We start from the raw sequence: 14877 nt of genomic DNA on the forward strand, positions 1-14877 counted from the left end.
CAATGCGGCCCCGTACACGGTATAGCTCATACGGTTTTGATTGTGGACTTCCCTCTTAGCAGCTCTGTGATCCTTGTCATTGCTGTTGCGCTCTGGATCGTGTGGGTGGCCCCCTACGTTCTCCGGAACGGGCGCCACCAGCTGCATCCTGCGGGCGAATTCCTGGCGGATGTCATAGACAGAGAACCAGTAGACCCCCAAGCCGGGAGAGTCATGAAAATGGTGGCCCAGCAGGAGAAACCCATGACCAGCACGCAGCGCACCGAACCCGCCGTGAGCAGCACGGAGCCCGATGGCGACCGGAAGGCCGCAACGGCCGCCCCGGCCGCCCCGGCCTTTAGGATCCGCTACGGTCGGCTCGCACTCGCGCTGACCGGCGTGTTGTCGCTGCTCACCGGCGTCGTATCCGCGGCCCTTCGAATTTTTGGCCTTGGCTCCGGCTGGCTGCCGGCAGTGACGCTGCTGGGCGCCGTCGCCGCCGTGGCGCTGCTCCGCCGTCTTGCCGTCCGGGACCGCCGTCGCAAGATGAACGCGGCATTCCGCGCGGCCATGAGCGCACCGGCACGCAGTGCGTCGGCACAGAGCGGGTCGGTACAGGCCTCGCCGCGGTCCGCGCCCGAACAGAGCTCTGCCGTCCCGGCAGTCGGCGGGTCCGCGAAGCGGACTGAGAGCCCCCTCTTTGACGCCCAGGCGGGCCCTGCCGCGCCGAAACCCGCACCGAAGCCCCTGACCGCCCAGGAACTCCGCCAGGCGGCCCTGGCCGAAGCAGCAGCCTCCGGCGATACCGCCGTCGGCGCCGCAACGGGACCGGCACCGGTGCCGGCGGAGGGCTCCAGCTGGGAGCCCGTGGACGTTCCCAAGCCCACCTACGTTGAAGCGCCCAAGGCGGAACGCGCGGCGCCCCGGCCGCTCGACCTGCCCGAAGCCCCGAAGGCCGCCGGCAAGCCGTCGCTGAAGCAGGGCTCAGTAAAGCCGGCGGCGTCCGAGCCGCGGACCGCCGGAGATTCCGACGCGAAGCCCCTCGGCAAGGCCCAGAGCGCCTTGAGCAACCTGGACGACGTCCTGCAGCGCCGCCGCGCCTGATACTTCCTGCCACCTCCGGCCTTTCAACCCCGGGCAGCCAGCAACGGCCGCCTGGGGTTTTTCCTTGCCCGGCACTGCCTGAAGCGGCGATCGGCGGGTAGCCTCGGGGCATGACTCGAATCTGCGTCGCCGGGGGAACCGGCCAAGTGGGACGCGAGGTGGTGCGCCAGGCCGTCGACGCCGGTCACGAGGTGGCCGTGCTCAGCCGCCACCCGCGATCGGCCGATACCGACGGCTATGTCCAGGGCGCGGAGTACTTCCGCGCGGACGTCACCACGGGGGAGGGGCTGGCGGCCGCCCTGACCGGCGCCGACGTCGTGATCGACTGCCTCGAGGGGAGGTCAGGGAAGGCCCTGAAGGACTTCGCCGACGGCGGTGCGCGGCTTCTCGCCGCTGCCCAGGACACCGGGGTCGCCAAGGCGGTGATGCTGTCCATCATCAACTGCGACCGGAGCAACTACGGCTTCTACCGGTCCAGGGCCGCCAAGGAACACGTCTACGAGCAGTCCGGGCTCGAGACGGTTGTTGTCCGGGCAACGCAGTTCCACTCGCTGCTGGCGACGATGTTCGCGGCCGGCTCGAAGATCCGGATCATCCCGGTGGTGAAGGGTGCCCGGTTCCAGCCGATCTCGGCCGCCGAGGTGGCCGCGGCGCTGCTGGAAACGGCGCTGGAGCCGCCGTCTGGCACGCGGCACCGTGTCCGGACCATCGGCGGACCGGAGATTAGGGACATGGCCGAGCTGGCCCTTGTTTGGAAGCGTGTCAGCGGTTCGCGGGGGCGGCTGGTGCGGCTGCCGTTGCCGGGCGCGATGGGGAAATACCTGCGGAACGGGCTCAACCTGGTGCCGGAGGAACGACACGGCCAGGAGACATTCGAGGGCTGGCTGGCAAAGAACGCAGATAGTTTGTAGCCTAGGGACACCGGCAACGCCGTTCCTTCAGGGCCGGCGTTGCTTTGGGGCTATAGCTCAGTTGGTAGAGCGCTTCGTTCGCATCGAAGAGGTCAGGAGTTCGAATCTCCTTAGCTCCACCGAAAAAAGGCTCTCTGACCTGCGGAAACGCTGGATCGGGGAGCTTTTTCTTTTGCCCAAAGGGGACCAACGGCACGCTTTGGCGCCGTTATGGATGGGCTCCCCGGGATGACTACCTTGAGTGAGGCTCCATCTGCGGCCCCGAGTCTGCGCCCTGCTCGACCGCGGCGAGCGGTGACCCACCCGTAGCCGGACGCTCGTCCCGAAAAATACAAGCCGTTGTGCATCGAAAACTCTTGACTGAAAATTCAGTCAGGATTATGGTTGAGGGAACACATCAACGTGATGTCGCTCACGAAAGGCTTGCCATGATCAGCACGCGCATTCGCAAAGACGCGGATCCCGCCAGTGCCGCATCCGCGCACAAGGACCGCTTTGGCCGCATTGAATCGGCCGGCATTGAGTTCATTCCCGACGAACAACGCACCTCCCGCCCCCGGAACCTGTTCACTGTGTTCTTCGGCGGCAACTTTGCTTTCTCGGTCATCGTTTTCGGCTGGCTTCCCATAACCTTCGGCCTGGACTTTGTCGGGGCAGCCACGGCTAGCCTCACCGGCCTTCTCGTTGGTACTGCCCTGATCGCCCCGATGGCCCTCCTCGGGCCGCGGACCGGCACCAACAACACCGTTTCCAGCGCCGCACACTTCGGCACCCGCGGGCGCTTGATCGGATCCGCCCTGACGCTCTTGTTCGCCCTTGCCTACGCCGCCATCGCGGTCTGGACATCGGGCGACGCGCTGGTTGCCGCCGCCGAACGTCTGCTCGGCGTGCCCGTTGACGGCACCACGCTGGCCATCGGCTACGCCGTGATCTCCGTGGAAATCGTGCTGGTTGCGCTCTTCGGCCACGGCACGGTGGTGGCGATGCAGAAATTTGTTGCCCCGGTCGTCGGCATTCTGCTGCTAATCGGCGTCGTTGCCTTCGCTCCTACCTTCAGCCCCACCTCGGTCCACGCCGACTACCTCCTGGGCGATTTCTGGCCAACCTGGATTTTGTCCGCCGTCATTTCCGTCGGAGGCCCGCTGTCCTATGCGCCCACCCTTGGCGACTACAGCCGCCGCATCTCGGGGAAGCGCCACTCGGACCGTTCCGTGGTCGGCGCCACCTGCCTCGGAGTGTTCCTGGGCCTGTTTGTCACGGCTCTCTTCGGCGCATTCACGGCCTCGGCCATTCCGGAACTCGGCGGCTCTTACGTCGCGGACCTGGTGCGTTCCGCGCCGGCCTGGTACCTGCTCCCGATCCTCGTCATCGCGTTGGCGGGCGGGCTCGGACAGGGCGTGCTCAACCTCTACGCCAGCGGGCTGGACCTCGAAGCCCTCTTCCCGCGTCTGCGCCGCATCCACACCACGCTCATCACGTCGGTGGCCGCCGTCGGACTCCTCTACCTTGGTGTCTTCGTGTTCAACGCGGTGGACTCCATCACCGCGATGACGCTGGTGCTCAACGGATTGGCCGGCCCTTGGGTTGCCATCAACGTTCTGGGCTTCCTGATCGCCCGCCGTGGCAAATACCACGCCGGGGATCTCCAGCTTTTCCGGGCGAACGGACCCCGCGGACGGTACTGGTTCAGCAACGGCTGGAACCTGCGCGCCGTCATCCCCTGGGCCATCGGATCAGTGTTCGGCTTGCTGGCAACGGACACGTCCCTCTATACCGGACCATTCTCGCAACTCGCCGGGGGCGTCGACCTCAGTTTCATCGGGTCGACGCTCATCGGAGCGGCAGGCTATCTGCTGGCCCTGCGGCTTTGGCCCGAACCCGCCGCTACGACGAAGTCCGCACAAGAGGAAGGTGAGCACGTATTACTCTCAAACTATGAGTGAAAAACTAGCCAAGATCCTCAACGCCGCCACCACCTGCATCGCAAGGAGTGGAGTCCGGGGAATGCGGGTCAATGATGTGGCGGCAGAAGCCGGAGTTTCGCCGGGCCTCCTGTACTACCACTTCACGGACCGGGCCGGCCTGCTTGCCGCAACGCTTGAACACATCAACAAACAGGTCAGCAAGGACGACGCCGCCGCCTCCCCGGACGCCGAAGACCGCACCGGGCATTTCAGGCACCTGCTCCTCGACGAAATCAAGGACGACGCCGACGTCCGCCGGAATTCGGTGGCCTGGAACGAGCTCCGTGCCTGCTCCATCTTCGAACACGAACTGGCAGAACCACTGTCCAGGACCACGAAGGAATGGAACCGCGAGATCACCCAGGCCATCGTGGCCGCCAGCGAAGGCACCGGAGAGGACGAGGCCGCCGTAACGGCGGAGATTCTCACCAGTTTGGTGGAAGGGATCTCCGGCCGCTGGCTCAACGGTTTTATCACCACAGACCACGCGCGTTCCCTGCTGACGACGGCGATTGACTCACTCACCGCAGGGCGCCCGACGGCGTCGCAGGAACCTGCCGCACAGGGTCTTGCCAAATGAACTTCATTCCCAACTTTCACTCACTTTTTGATCGACGCGATTTCGACGGATTTCCGCGATTATGCCAGGACCCGCAGGGTCCCGTTAGGAAGCAACACCATGGACATCATTGCCAACACCGAACCGCCCGTCTCCTTCGCCCGGAGCGAGGACAGCAGCCGCCGGCCCCTCCGCGTGGCACTGGTCCAGCACCACTGGCGGGAGAACGCCGCCGAGCTGAAGCCGGTGCTGATCGAGGCAATCGGCAAAGCCGCCGACGCCGGAGCCCGGGCCGTGTTCCTCCCTGAACTGACGCTTTCCAAATATCCGGCCAACGTCCGGGCCGGGAGCAACCCCGCCCAGAATGCAGAGGATCTGCTCAACGGTCCCACCTTTGACTTCGCCGCAAACGCGGCCCGGATCCACGGAGTCTGTGTCCACGCCTCCCTCTACGAGCGGTCCGACGGAAACGACGGTCTGGGCTTCAACACTGCTATCCTCGTCTCGCCTCAGGGCGAGCTGCTGGCACGCACCCGCAAGACCCACATTCCGGTCAGTGCCGGATACTACGAGGACACGTACTTCCGCGCCGGTCCGGCCGGCGACGCCTACCCCGTGTACCGTCCTGCGGAAATGGACGGGGCCGCCGTCGGGCTCCCCACCTGCTGGGACGAATGGTTCCCGGAGGTCGCCCGGTTGTATTCCCTGGCAGGCGCGGAGATTCTGGTTTACCCCACAGCGATCGGCTCGGAGCCGAGCTTCCCCGGGTTCGACCATCAGCCGCTGTGGCAGCACGTGATCACCGGCCATGGCATCACGAACGGCACATTCATGGTGGTCCCCAACCGGACGGGCGACGAAGGCGACATCACCTTCTACGGTTCGTCGTTCATCTCCGATCCGTACGGCCGAGTCCTGGTTCAGGCGCCGCGGGACCAGGAAGCCGTCCTGGTGGCCGATCTTGACCTGGACCAGCGCAAGGACTGGCTGGACCTGTTCCCGTTCCTGACCACGCGCCGCCCCGACACCTACGGCGAGCTCACCACGGACGTCGACGTCGACCGCCCGTACGGCGCGGTATCCGCCAGGCAGCTGACGGCCCAGCCATGAGCTGGATGATGCCCAGCGAAACGGCCCGCCAGGAAAGGGTCTGGATGGCATTTCCGCCGGAGCGTTCTTCGATAGGGAACTCCGCGGAGCAAACCCACGAAGCCCGCACGGCGTGGGCGGCTGTGGCGCACGCCGTGGCGCAATTCGAGCCGGTCACCATGGTGGTGGACCCGCCTGACGTGGCCGTCGCGCGGACATATCTTGCGGCTGACATTGAGCTGGTTGAATCGCCGCTTGACGACGCCTGGATGCGGGACATCGGGCCGTCGTTTGTGACCGACGACGACGGCCGGCTGGGTGGGGTGGACTGGGTCTTCAACGGCTGGGGGCAGCAGGACTGGGCCAGTTGGGGAAAGGATTCCGCGATCGGTGGGGAAGTTGTGCGGCAGGCAGGGGCGGAGCTGCTGGACAGCCCGCTGGTCAACGAAGGTGGCGGGATCCAGGTGGACGGACTGGGCACGGTCCTGGTCACGGAGACGGTGCAATTGGATCCGTTCCGGAACCCGGACCTGACCAAGGCGGACGTCGAAGCCGAGCTGGCCCGCACCATCGGCGCCACGCATGTCATCTGGCTGCCGCGCGGGCTGACTCGTGACACGCAGGAATTCGGAACCCGGGGGCACGTGGACATCGTGGCTGCCATTCCCTCACCCGGCGTGCTGCTGGTCCACTCCCAACGCAATGAATCGCACCCGGACTTCCGGATCACCGCTGACATCATCGCCATGCTGGCCGGGACCCGGGACGCGCAGGGCCGTACTTGGGACATTGTGGAGGTGCCCGCCCCGGACACGCTGCGCGACGAGCTCGATTGGGTTGATTACAGCTACATCAACCATTTGGTGGTCAACGACGGCGTCATCGCATGCAGTTTCGATGATCCGGCGGATGCGGGAGCCCGGCGGATCCTGGAGCAGGCCTATCCGGGCCGCAAGGTGGTGATGGTCGATGCCCGCGCCATCTTCGCCCGGGGCGGCGGCATCCATTGCATCACCCAGCATCAACCGTCAAGCATCTGAACGTGACAGTCGGCATCGCTCCGGGCCGTGTCAGTGACGGTCGAAAACTGAGCCATTGTGACGGTTGAAAACTGAGCCACCTGTTCCGAACGATTGGACGGGTGATCACAGTGGAGGATTGGGCGCTGATTCGGCGGTTGCATCTGGCCTCTGGGAGATCGTCAGAGCGGGTTCGGCCAGGGCACCGGCAGCCGGGTCCACATCACGCCGTCGCTCTGATCGGTGACATAGACCCAGCCCGCGTTGCGGGACCTCGCCAGAGAGACCACGTGCGCTGTACTCGGGGCATCAGCGGCGTAGATCAGGTGTCCGAACCGATGCGCAGGGTGCTTGGCGACCCATGCTGGCTGCACCCCTGACCGCCGTCGTGCTGTACCCGCTGTTCTGGATGGTCCTGAACGGGTTTAAGACCAACGCCGAAGTCTTCGGCAACCCCTTCGCCCTGCCTGCACATTTCGGCTGGGAGAACTTCGCGGCCGCGTGGCAGCAAGGCGTCGGCGGCTTCGTCCTCACGAGCGTCTCATTGACCGTTCTCGCGACATTCCTCACAGAAGCGATCAGTGTTTGGGCGGCGTACGGGCTCACCCGCATCCGGATACCCCTGAACCGTACGTTCACCGTGCTCATCCTGGCAGGCCTGATGCTCGCACCAACCGTCGCACTGGTTCCCCTGGTGAAGATGTTTCAAGGCCTAGGGCTGTACAACACGTTTTTCGGCTTGCTGATCTTGTATACGGCCTTCCGCATCCCGTTCACTGTGTTTCTCATGCGTGCCTACATGATGGACCTCCCGATGGAAGTCGACGAGGCGGCCTCCATCGATGGAGCGTCCAAGGCGGCCACTTTCTGGCGGATCACCCTGCCGATGAGTCGGCCCATCATCATTACCACCGTTGTCCTGAACGTCCTCACAAACTGGAACGAGTACTTGTTCGCCATGGTCTTCACCAGTGGAACCGGGCTGCAGACGCTCCCCGTGGGCCTCGCGGACCTGATGTCCAAAAATGGCACCCAGTACCCCCTGGTGTTTGCCGGCATGGCCATGGCGGCCCTTCCGATGGTGATCCTCTTCTTTGTCTGCCAGCGGTACTTCGTCCGCGGGCTGGCCGGGGGAGTGGGCAAATAGGCGCGCTAGAAGGGCGGAATCAGCGGTACCTTTGAGGTCGCGACGAACCGTCGTGGCTGCCTACACATCCAGCCCAGACACTCCTTGGGCCTTCGACTGCGAGAGCATCCCCGACTGCACCTGGTCAGAGGGAAAGCGGGCGGATGACTGTTACGTACGTCCGCTCTCCGAAGTCCGGACTGTGGAATTGATGGCGTGTCACGCACGGCACGCCAGGTGGCGGGGTGGAGGGCATCCATACCGGTCAGTACGTGGCACCGTCGCGCACATCGGCTGACTATCCCGATATCCTGTCAAGTGAGACGAGGAGAACCATGACCACCCTGAAAGAACGCCTGCACGCTGACGTCGTCAGCCACATGAAGGACCGCAACAAGGTTGCCCTCACCACGGTGCGCAACGTCCTGGGCGAAATCGAGACACGCGAGAAGTCCGGCAAGACGCCGATCGTGCTGGACGACGCCCAGGTGACGTCCCTGCTGCAAAAGGAAGCCGCGAAGCGCCGCGACACCGCCCGCATCTACACGGAGGCGGGGGAGGCCGAGCGCGCCGCAGCGGAAATCGCCGAAGCCGAGATCATCGAGGCGTACCTGCCGAAGGCGCTTACTGCGGCCGAGGTGGAAGCCATCGTCGACGAGACCATCGAGGCCCTGAAGGCCGACGGCGCCGAGCTGTCGATCCGGCAGCTGGGCGCCGTGATGAAGCCGGTCACAGCCAGGATCGCCGGACGCTTCGACGGCAAGGCTGTCAGCGAGGTCGTGCGCAACCGCCTCGCGCCCTGACAGATCGCGCACTGACAGATCGTGTGCGGCCCGGAACCTGCCTGCCCTGGCCGCGTGGCGGATGGCGCCCATCGCTGACCTGTATCCTGAGAACGTGGTTGAATGGCACTATCGGCCATGGATCAAGCTCGGTTCGCGGCCGGACGACTGTCCGGAGTCTTGGGCCGTATCTTTGGGCGTCGCGGAATCTCCGCCGCAAACGTCAGTCTCCGATCCGCCCCTCGGACTCTGGGAATGGACTTTTATCAATACCGACGCGCCAGCCCCCTTGGGAATCCCGACGTCGGTCCTCAAGCCCCCGCGCATGGCCACGGCGGACGAGCGCGCCTTCGTGACCTGGGCCGAGGCTGGCGACAGCATGACGGCCCGGTGGCGTTCGGCGAACGGCAGACCGGCGCCGACTCGCGTCGAAGTGGTTGACGATTCCCTCACGGCCGATGAGGCGAACCGGATGGCGTCGCAGGGTATCGCGATGCTCTGGCATGGTGACTTCCACAATGCGCGGCAGATCCTCAACGCCATGGATCGTCGGGTGGGCGTCGGAAAGAAGAAGGTCGCCGGCTCGCCGGCCGATGAGTTCTATCGGTATCGCCAGTCCCGCTCGCACCGTGCACGCGTTCTTGGCCTGCTGCTGATTCCCCTTAATCCGGGCCCGGTGGTGCCGCTGCGGCGGTCACCGGATATTCAGGACACTGTCGCAGAGGCGTACGGTGCAATCGGCGAACCTTCGATTGTGTCACTGCATGAGCTTGTGGGGGCAATCGGCGCGCACGAGTGGCGAAGGAACGGTGTCTACGTGGATGCCTTACACGGCCGCATCCACCCGCACTATGGCACGTTCTTCCCGACCCGGAGCGAGTATGTAGACCTCGTGGCCGCCGCGGCGCTGCCATCTGACACGCTGGCGTTCGACGTCGGAACTGGCACCGGGGTGCTTGCCGCCGTCCTCGCCCGCCGTGGCGTCCACCGCGTGGTAGCGACGGACAATGAACCGCGTGCCATCGTCTGCGCCGCCGAGAATTTCCGGAACCTCGGTGTCCAGGACCGTGCCGAGGCCGTCCTGACCGACATGTTCCCGCCCGGACGCGCACCGCTCATCGTGTGCAACCCGCCGTGGATTCCGGCCACGCCGCATTCCTCCCTGGACAGCGCCGTCTACGACCCTGGCAGCCGGATGCTGTTCCGCTTCTTGAACGAGCTCTCCGACCATTTGGAGCCGGGAGGCGAGGGGTGGCTCGTCCTCTCGGATCTGGCCGAGCACCTTGGACTGCGGTCCCGTGACGATCTGCTGTGCGCCATCGAGTCGGCTGGGCTGAAGGTGATGGAACGGCTCGACACCAAGCCAACGCATCCGAAAGCATCCGACCGCAACGATCCTCTGTTCGAGGCCCGCACGGCCGAGGTCACCTCCCTGTGGCGGCTCGTTCCACGTTAGTCCCAAGCTTCACCCGCAACACACACAATGCCGTTCCGGGCCCCCAAGCCCCCGACCCGAGAGAGAAACACCGATGAGCCTGATCCGGCTGCAAGACGTCAGCGTCCGTTTCGACAACACACAGATCCTGCGTGAGGCGTTCTTCCGTCTCGAACCCGGCGACAGGGTCGGCCTCATCGGCAAGAACGGCTCCGGGAAGACGACAATTCTGAAGCTGATCCTCGACCAGGTGGCACCGGACACCGGAACCGTCAGCATGGAACTCGGGACCAGGGTCGGGTACTTCTCCCAGTTCTCCGAGCTCAACGGCGAGGCCACCATCCTGGAAGTGCTCGACGCATTGTTCGTCGAGATCAAGGCCATCGAAGCAGAACTTGCGGCCATCGACGCCTGCATCGCCGAAGACCCCGCCGGCTCGGAACTTGACCGGCTGATCCGGCGCCAGGCCCAACTGTTCGAGGACATGGATCGCCTCGACGGCTGGGACTACGGCCGACGCATCGACACCGTCCTGACCACATTGGGGTTCAACGAAGCCCACCGTGCCTGTGCGATCGATGAGTTGTCCGGCGGCTGGCGGAACCGTGCCGCCCTGGCCAAGATCCTGCTCGAAGGCCCGGACGTGCTGCTGCTGGACGAGCCCACCAACTTCCTGGACGTGGCCGGCGTCGAATGGCTCGAGGGTTGGTTCCGGGACTTCCGCGGCGCGGCGATCATCGTCTCGCACGACAGGAAGTTCCTCGACGCCGTCGTCACCCGGATCATCGAGGTGGAGAACTTCCATCTGCACGAATACCCGGGCAACTTTGCCGAGTACGTGGTGCAGAAGCAGTTCCGCCTCAAGACGCTCGAGTCGCAGTTTGTGCACGAGTCCGAGCTACTGGCCTTTGAGGCCGAGGGCATCTCCGACCGCCGCGAAGCTGCCAAGGCCGCCAGCCGCGGGCTCGGGAACCAACTGGCCAAGATCAAGAAGTCCCGCACGCCCCGGCCCGTGGACCAGATCGTCACGGAAATCTACGGCGGACTGCACGTGAAGGATGTGCTATGCCGGGTAGAGGGGCTGGGCAAGTCCTACGGCGAAAAGGTGCTGTTCGACGGCCTGAGCTTTGAGATCCGCCGGGGCAACCGCATTGTGGTCCTGGGCTCCAACGGCACCGGCAAGTCCACGCTGCTGAAGGTGCTGACGGGCCAGGAGCAAGCGGATTCCGGCGACGTGGCCTGGGCCAAGGGGCCTGGTTTTGTCTCGTACAACCAGATGCTTGAGGACCTCGACGACGGCGACACGGTGTCCCATGCGGTCAACGCGCTGCCGGACAGCCTGGCCTTCAGCGCCACCAAGAAGTCCGTCAACAGGTTCCTCGCGATGTTCCAGTTCTCCGAGGCCGACCTCAAGCAGAAAATCGGGAACCTCTCGGGCGGGCAGAAGGCGCGTGTCGCCATGGCGCAGTGCCTGCTGTCCGGCGCCTCGGTGCTCCTGCTGGACGAGCCGACCAACCATCTGGACATGTCCAGCACCCAGGTGATGGAGCGGGCGTTGCTTCACTTCCCCGGGGCCGTGGTGGTGGTCAGCCACGACCGCTTCTTCAGCGAGAAAATCGCCAACAGGCACCTCGTCTTCGGCGGCGACGGCGCGGAACCGGGTGAAATCGACGTGCGCGCCGCCTAGAAGCTCAGCATTTGGTCAGTATTTGCTCAGGATGTGGCGGAAGTGGTCGAAGTGACAAAAGGTGTTGGTTTCCCCCGTGTAGGGTGACGCTCGATTGCTTTTTGGGGCAGGCATCGGTTTCATCCCTCATCGAAAGGACACTGTCATGGCAGGAATCTTCGGCTGGCTCGGTGCGCTGGGCACCACCGGTAAAGCAGTAGTTGTTGCATCCGTCGTCATCACCGGCGGTGCAGGCGCAGCCGCAGCCGCAGCCACGACTGCTACCGCAATCCCATCCGACCAGGAGTCCGCAGTGACGCCGACCGACACGGCGACCTCGGAGCCGAGCGAACCGGCCGAGTCTGCCGGGCAGGATGAGCAGGAATCGGCCGAGCCGAGCGAACCGGCCGATGCGAGCGAACCGGCCGAGTCTGCCGGGCAGGATGAGCAGGAATCGGCCGAGCCGAGCGAACCGGCCGATGCGAGTGATCCGCCCGAGTCTGCCGGGCAGGATGAGCAGGAGTCGGCTGCGCCGAGCGATCCGGCTGCGCCCGCCGGGCAGGATGAGCAGGATCCGGCCGAGCCGAGCGAACCGGCTGCGCCCGCCGGGCAGGATGAGCAGGATCCGGCCGAGGCGCCGGGGTCCGGTGCAGCCCACGAGTCGAACGGAAACAGCGAAGGGGCGCACCAGAACGCTGAAGAGCACCGTGCCGCGGGCCAGGAAAACGCCGCTGAGCACCGCGACGAACACGCTGAGGCCGCGGGCTCACACGACGCAAAGTCCAAGGAGCACGGCGACTCCGGCGAGCACCGTCACAGCAAGTAGGACGGATCCGCCAGGGGGCCCCGGACCGTTGCCCGGTTCGGGGCCCCTGCCTCCGACGGCGACGGCGGCGCCGAGGTGAAGCCCCCGGGCAGGTGCCGCTGACCCCGGTGCGGCCGGTACTTGGTTGACGCGGGGCGGCCCGCAAATGTGACCACAGGCTCCCGGGCACCGCGCGGCCCGCCAGATTCGCGGGATAATGGGAGTATGACAGAACAGGATCAGGACCGGGACCCGTGGGAGGAGTTTGACAGGCTCAAGCCCGCTGGCCCGGACCGCGTCGCCGGATACCCCGGAGGTGAGCCCCAGGGCTTCGGCTTCCGCACGGGTGTGCGCAGCGCACGGGTGGCCTTCGGATTCGCCGTCTATGCCCTGGCCCTCGGAACCCTCCTGGTGCTCATCGGGTCCATTGTGTTCATCGGCAACGGACAGTGGCTGATGCTCGGGCTCATGGTGCTGATCGAGGCGGTCTTTGTCCTGGCCTTCACCTGGCTGGTGGCCTTGGCGCGGAACCGGCGATCCTCCGGCTAGGACCGGCACCCACCGTGCCGGGACGCAACTAGCTGCCGGAAATTTCCTCAGCGGTAAGCTCCCCGGCCGATTCGACCCACCCCAGCAGCGACAGCCGGCTGGTGATCCGGGCCGTGTCAACTGGCATCGGCCGTCCGGACAGACCGGCCTCGTCCCAGTCCATCGGCCCTGAACCCACGAGGATCAGCGTAATGTCCTCGTCGTACAGCACGTCCAGCACGTTGCTGAACCGCTGCCAGGCCCCAGCCGTTGCCGCGCCGGCAGCCCCTGGCGCAGTCGACCCCGCGCCGGGGGAGGGCACTCCGTCGATCACCCAGGTGCGGTATTGCTTCGCCAAGGCAAGGTAATCCGACGTCGAGGTCAGCCCCGCACACAGTTCGGCGTAACTGCTCCACAGCAGGCCGGCGTCGGCGCTTTTGGCCGTGATCGTCTGGGTGGTCGGGGTCAGCTCGCGCTGCTGGGAGGGCGACGGCGGGAACAGGCCGAAGGCGCCGAGCTGGCGGGCAGTCCCGGGGCTGATGATGCGGCCGCGCAGGAAGGCAGCGCGGCCGGGATCCGCTGCTGAGTCCGGGGCTGGGGTGCGCCGGAAGTCGGTTGGCCCTTTGATCTCCACGATCTCCATCATCTCTCGGATGACAGCGATTGTCGGCACGAAATGCTCGTGCCACAACGGGTTCGGCAGGAGCTGCTCCGGGGCGTAGTTCGACGTCACGGCCAGCGTGACATTCAGGGCGGCAGCAGCAGTCTTGAGCAGGCGTGCCATGAACATGCCGTCGGTTTCACTCTTACAGCCTGGCGAGTTCCGGAAGGCGGCTAGAGCCAGCCCTTTTTCTTGAAGATTCCGTACATCAGGGCCGCTGTGGCGGCCATGAGGCCGATCGCCATCGGGTAGCCGAGCGACCAGTGCAGTTCCGGCATGTGGTCAAAGTTCATGCCGTAGACGCCCGCCACGAAGGACGGCGCGAAGAAAATGGCGGCCCAGGAAGAGATCTTCTTGACCTGCTCATTCTGCTGGGCGCTGGCCTCATTCTGGCGGTTGGCCGTCAGCGTACCGTCGAGGGTGAGTGCGTTCTGCAGCAGGTCCCGGAAGGAGTCGGCGCGCGAGATCAGCCGCTCCACGTGGTCCTCGACGTCGCGGAGGTTGTGCTGCAGATCCGTGTCGACGTCGTATTTCTCGAAGCCCCGCCGGAGCCTCTGCATCATGGCAGGGAGCGGGTGGATGGCCCGCTGGAACTGGATGACTTCCCGGGCGAGCTCATAGATCCGCCGGGAGACCCTCGGGTCGCCGCTGAAGAGCTGGTCCTCGATCTCGTCGATGTCGTTCTCCAGCCCGGCCACCACGGGACCGTAGTCATCCACCACCTGGTCCATGAGCGCGTACAAGACCGACTCGGGGCCGTGGGAGAGGAGGTCCGGACGGCCTTCCAGCCGACGCCGCACCTGCCCGACGACGCCCGTCTCGGCGTGCCGGACGGTGACCACGAAGTTCCGGCCCGTGAAGACGTGCAGCTCGCCGAATTCCACGGTCTCGGTCTCGTCCAGGTACCTGGCGGGCCGCAGCACGGTGAAGAGGTTGTCGTCGTAGCGTTCCAGCTTGGGGCGCTGATGTGCGGAGATCGCGTCTTCCACGGCCAGGGCGTGCAGGCCGAATTCGGCCGCGACGGCTGCCATTTCGTCTTCCGTCGGCCGGTAGAGCCCGATCCAGGCCATGCCGCCGCGCTGAGTCAGGGTTTCAAACGTCTGCTCGAGGCTCTGCGGTTCGGCGCCGCGGATGCCGTCAACGTAGACGGCGTTGTCGATGATAGTCACCGGGCAATTATGGCGTCTCCCGGAGCGGTTCGGCCGCAGGACCTCCGGAACGTGCCGGCCGCCGTGGGCAGGGCGTCAGC

Annotated in this window: 15 protein-coding genes and 1 tRNA gene; 13 read left to right on the forward strand and 3 right to left on the reverse strand. The window is 65.5% G+C overall.

Annotated elements, in window-relative coordinates; all coding sequences use genetic code 11:
* Positions 1-66: 66 nt before the first annotated feature.
* From ACQCSY_RS14835 to ACQCSY_RS14865, 7 genes are all read left to right on the forward strand, one after another.
* A complete protein-coding gene (locus ACQCSY_RS14835; protein WP_427135854.1) occupies positions 67-1083 on the forward strand; it encodes a hypothetical protein in 1017 nt (338 codons plus the stop codon).
* Positions 1084-1193: 110 nt separating this feature from the next.
* Positions 1194-1994, forward strand: coding sequence for an SDR family oxidoreductase (locus ACQCSY_RS14840; RefSeq protein WP_427129911.1), 801 nt, complete (start codon positions 1194-1196; stop codon positions 1992-1994).
* 46 nt (positions 1995-2040) lie between these two features.
* A tRNA-Ala gene (locus ACQCSY_RS14845) sits at positions 2041-2113 on the forward strand.
* A 309-nt stretch (positions 2114-2422) separates the two neighbouring features.
* On the forward strand, positions 2423-3937 hold the full coding sequence (locus ACQCSY_RS14850) for a purine-cytosine permease family protein (protein WP_427129913.1): 1515 nt from the start codon (positions 2423-2425) through the stop codon (positions 3935-3937).
* Positions 3930-4538 (forward strand): TetR/AcrR family transcriptional regulator, encoded by a 609-nt coding sequence (locus tag ACQCSY_RS14855; RefSeq protein ID WP_427129915.1) that lies wholly within the window; start codon positions 3930-3932, stop codon positions 4536-4538. The genes ACQCSY_RS14850 and ACQCSY_RS14855 overlap by 8 nt, the downstream gene beginning before the upstream one ends.
* Before the next feature lie 99 nt (positions 4539-4637).
* Positions 4638-5627: a nitrilase-related carbon-nitrogen hydrolase gene (locus ACQCSY_RS14860; protein ID WP_427129917.1), complete on the forward strand. Its 990-nt coding sequence runs from the start codon at positions 4638-4640 to the stop codon at positions 5625-5627.
* On the forward strand, positions 5624-6646 hold the full coding sequence (locus ACQCSY_RS14865; RefSeq protein ID WP_427129919.1) for an agmatine deiminase family protein: 1023 nt from the start codon (positions 5624-5626) through the stop codon (positions 6644-6646). Before ACQCSY_RS14860 ends, ACQCSY_RS14865 begins: the two co-directional genes overlap by 4 nt.
* Before the next feature lie 161 nt (positions 6647-6807).
* Here ACQCSY_RS14865 and ACQCSY_RS14870 read toward each other — a convergent pair whose 3' ends face one another.
* Positions 6808-6999 (reverse strand): hypothetical protein, encoded by a 192-nt coding sequence (locus ACQCSY_RS14870; protein WP_427129921.1) that lies wholly within the window; start codon positions 6997-6999, stop codon positions 6808-6810.
* On the opposite strand from ACQCSY_RS14870, the gene ACQCSY_RS14875 reads away from it, so the two are divergent.
* The 6 genes from ACQCSY_RS14875 (at position 6987) to ACQCSY_RS14900 (ending at position 12988) form a co-directional block, all read left to right on the forward strand.
* Positions 6987-7772, forward strand: a complete 786-nt coding sequence (locus tag ACQCSY_RS14875) for a carbohydrate ABC transporter permease (RefSeq protein ID WP_427129923.1) — start codon at positions 6987-6989, stop codon at positions 7770-7772. The two genes, ACQCSY_RS14870 and ACQCSY_RS14875, sit on opposite strands and share 13 nt — an antisense overlap.
* Positions 7773-8086: 314 nt before the next feature.
* Complete coding sequence (locus ACQCSY_RS14880; protein ID WP_427129925.1) at positions 8087-8554, forward strand: GatB/YqeY domain-containing protein; 468 nt, start codon at positions 8087-8089, stop codon at positions 8552-8554.
* A gap of 268 nt (positions 8555-8822) precedes the next feature.
* Positions 8823-9989: a methyltransferase gene (locus ACQCSY_RS14885; RefSeq protein ID WP_427129927.1), complete on the forward strand. Its 1167-nt coding sequence runs from the start codon at positions 8823-8825 to the stop codon at positions 9987-9989.
* 73 nt (positions 9990-10062) lie between these two features.
* Complete coding sequence (locus ACQCSY_RS14890; RefSeq protein ID WP_427129929.1) at positions 10063-11655, forward strand: ABC-F family ATP-binding cassette domain-containing protein; 1593 nt, start codon at positions 10063-10065, stop codon at positions 11653-11655.
* A 145-nt stretch (positions 11656-11800) separates the two neighbouring features.
* Positions 11801-12460 carry a hypothetical protein gene (locus tag ACQCSY_RS14895; protein WP_427129930.1) on the forward strand — a complete coding sequence of 220 codons (660 nt, stop codon included), beginning with the start codon at positions 11801-11803 and terminating at the stop codon, positions 12458-12460.
* A gap of 204 nt (positions 12461-12664) precedes the next feature.
* Entirely contained in the window at positions 12665-12988 is a 324-nt protein-coding gene (locus ACQCSY_RS14900) for a hypothetical protein (RefSeq protein ID WP_427129931.1), read from the forward strand.
* Between the two features lie 28 nt (positions 12989-13016).
* Here the strand turns inward: ACQCSY_RS14900 and zapE are convergent, their stop codons facing one another.
* Together zapE and corA are read right to left on the reverse strand one after the other, a co-directional pair.
* A complete protein-coding gene (zapE, locus tag ACQCSY_RS14905) occupies positions 13017-13757 on the reverse strand; it encodes an AFG1/ZapE family ATPase (protein WP_427129933.1) in 741 nt (246 codons plus the stop codon).
* A gap of 44 nt (positions 13758-13801) precedes the next feature.
* Complete coding sequence (gene corA / locus ACQCSY_RS14910) at positions 13802-14797, reverse strand: magnesium/cobalt transporter CorA (RefSeq protein ID WP_427129935.1); 996 nt, start codon at positions 14795-14797, stop codon at positions 13802-13804.
* Between the last annotated feature and the right edge of the window lie 80 nt (positions 14798-14877).

The organism is Pseudarthrobacter sp. S9 (assembly GCF_050156545.1).
In the GTDB taxonomy this organism is placed as follows: domain Bacteria; phylum Actinomycetota; class Actinomycetes; order Actinomycetales; family Micrococcaceae; genus Arthrobacter.

Bases quoted from the DNA above. Each gene is read 5' to 3' on its own strand.
- ACQCSY_RS14865 (WP_427129919.1), top strand. From the start codon at position 5,624: ATGAGCTGGATGATGCCCAGCGAAACGGCCCGCCAGGAAAGGGTCTGG.
- zapE (WP_427129933.1), bottom strand. From the start codon at position 13,757: ATGTTCATGGCACGCCTGCTCAAGACTGCTGCTGCCGCCCTGAATGTC.
- ACQCSY_RS14850 (WP_427129913.1), top strand. From the start codon at position 2,423: ATGATCAGCACGCGCATTCGCAAAGACGCGGATCCCGCCAGTGCCGCA.
- ACQCSY_RS14860 (WP_427129917.1), top strand. From the start codon at position 4,638: ATGGACATCATTGCCAACACCGAACCGCCCGTCTCCTTCGCCCGGAGC.
- ACQCSY_RS14855 (WP_427129915.1), top strand. From the start codon at position 3,930: ATGAGTGAAAAACTAGCCAAGATCCTCAACGCCGCCACCACCTGCATC.
- ACQCSY_RS14890 (WP_427129929.1), top strand. From the start codon at position 10,063: ATGAGCCTGATCCGGCTGCAAGACGTCAGCGTCCGTTTCGACAACACA.
- ACQCSY_RS14900 (WP_427129931.1), top strand. From the start codon at position 12,665: ATGACAGAACAGGATCAGGACCGGGACCCGTGGGAGGAGTTTGACAGG.
- ACQCSY_RS14880 (WP_427129925.1), top strand. From the start codon at position 8,087: ATGACCACCCTGAAAGAACGCCTGCACGCTGACGTCGTCAGCCACATG.
- ACQCSY_RS14895 (WP_427129930.1), top strand. From the start codon at position 11,801: ATGGCAGGAATCTTCGGCTGGCTCGGTGCGCTGGGCACCACCGGTAAA.
- ACQCSY_RS14875 (WP_427129923.1), top strand. From the start codon at position 6,987: ATGCTGGCTGCACCCCTGACCGCCGTCGTGCTGTACCCGCTGTTCTGG.
- ACQCSY_RS14840 (WP_427129911.1), top strand. From the start codon at position 1,194: ATGACTCGAATCTGCGTCGCCGGGGGAACCGGCCAAGTGGGACGCGAG.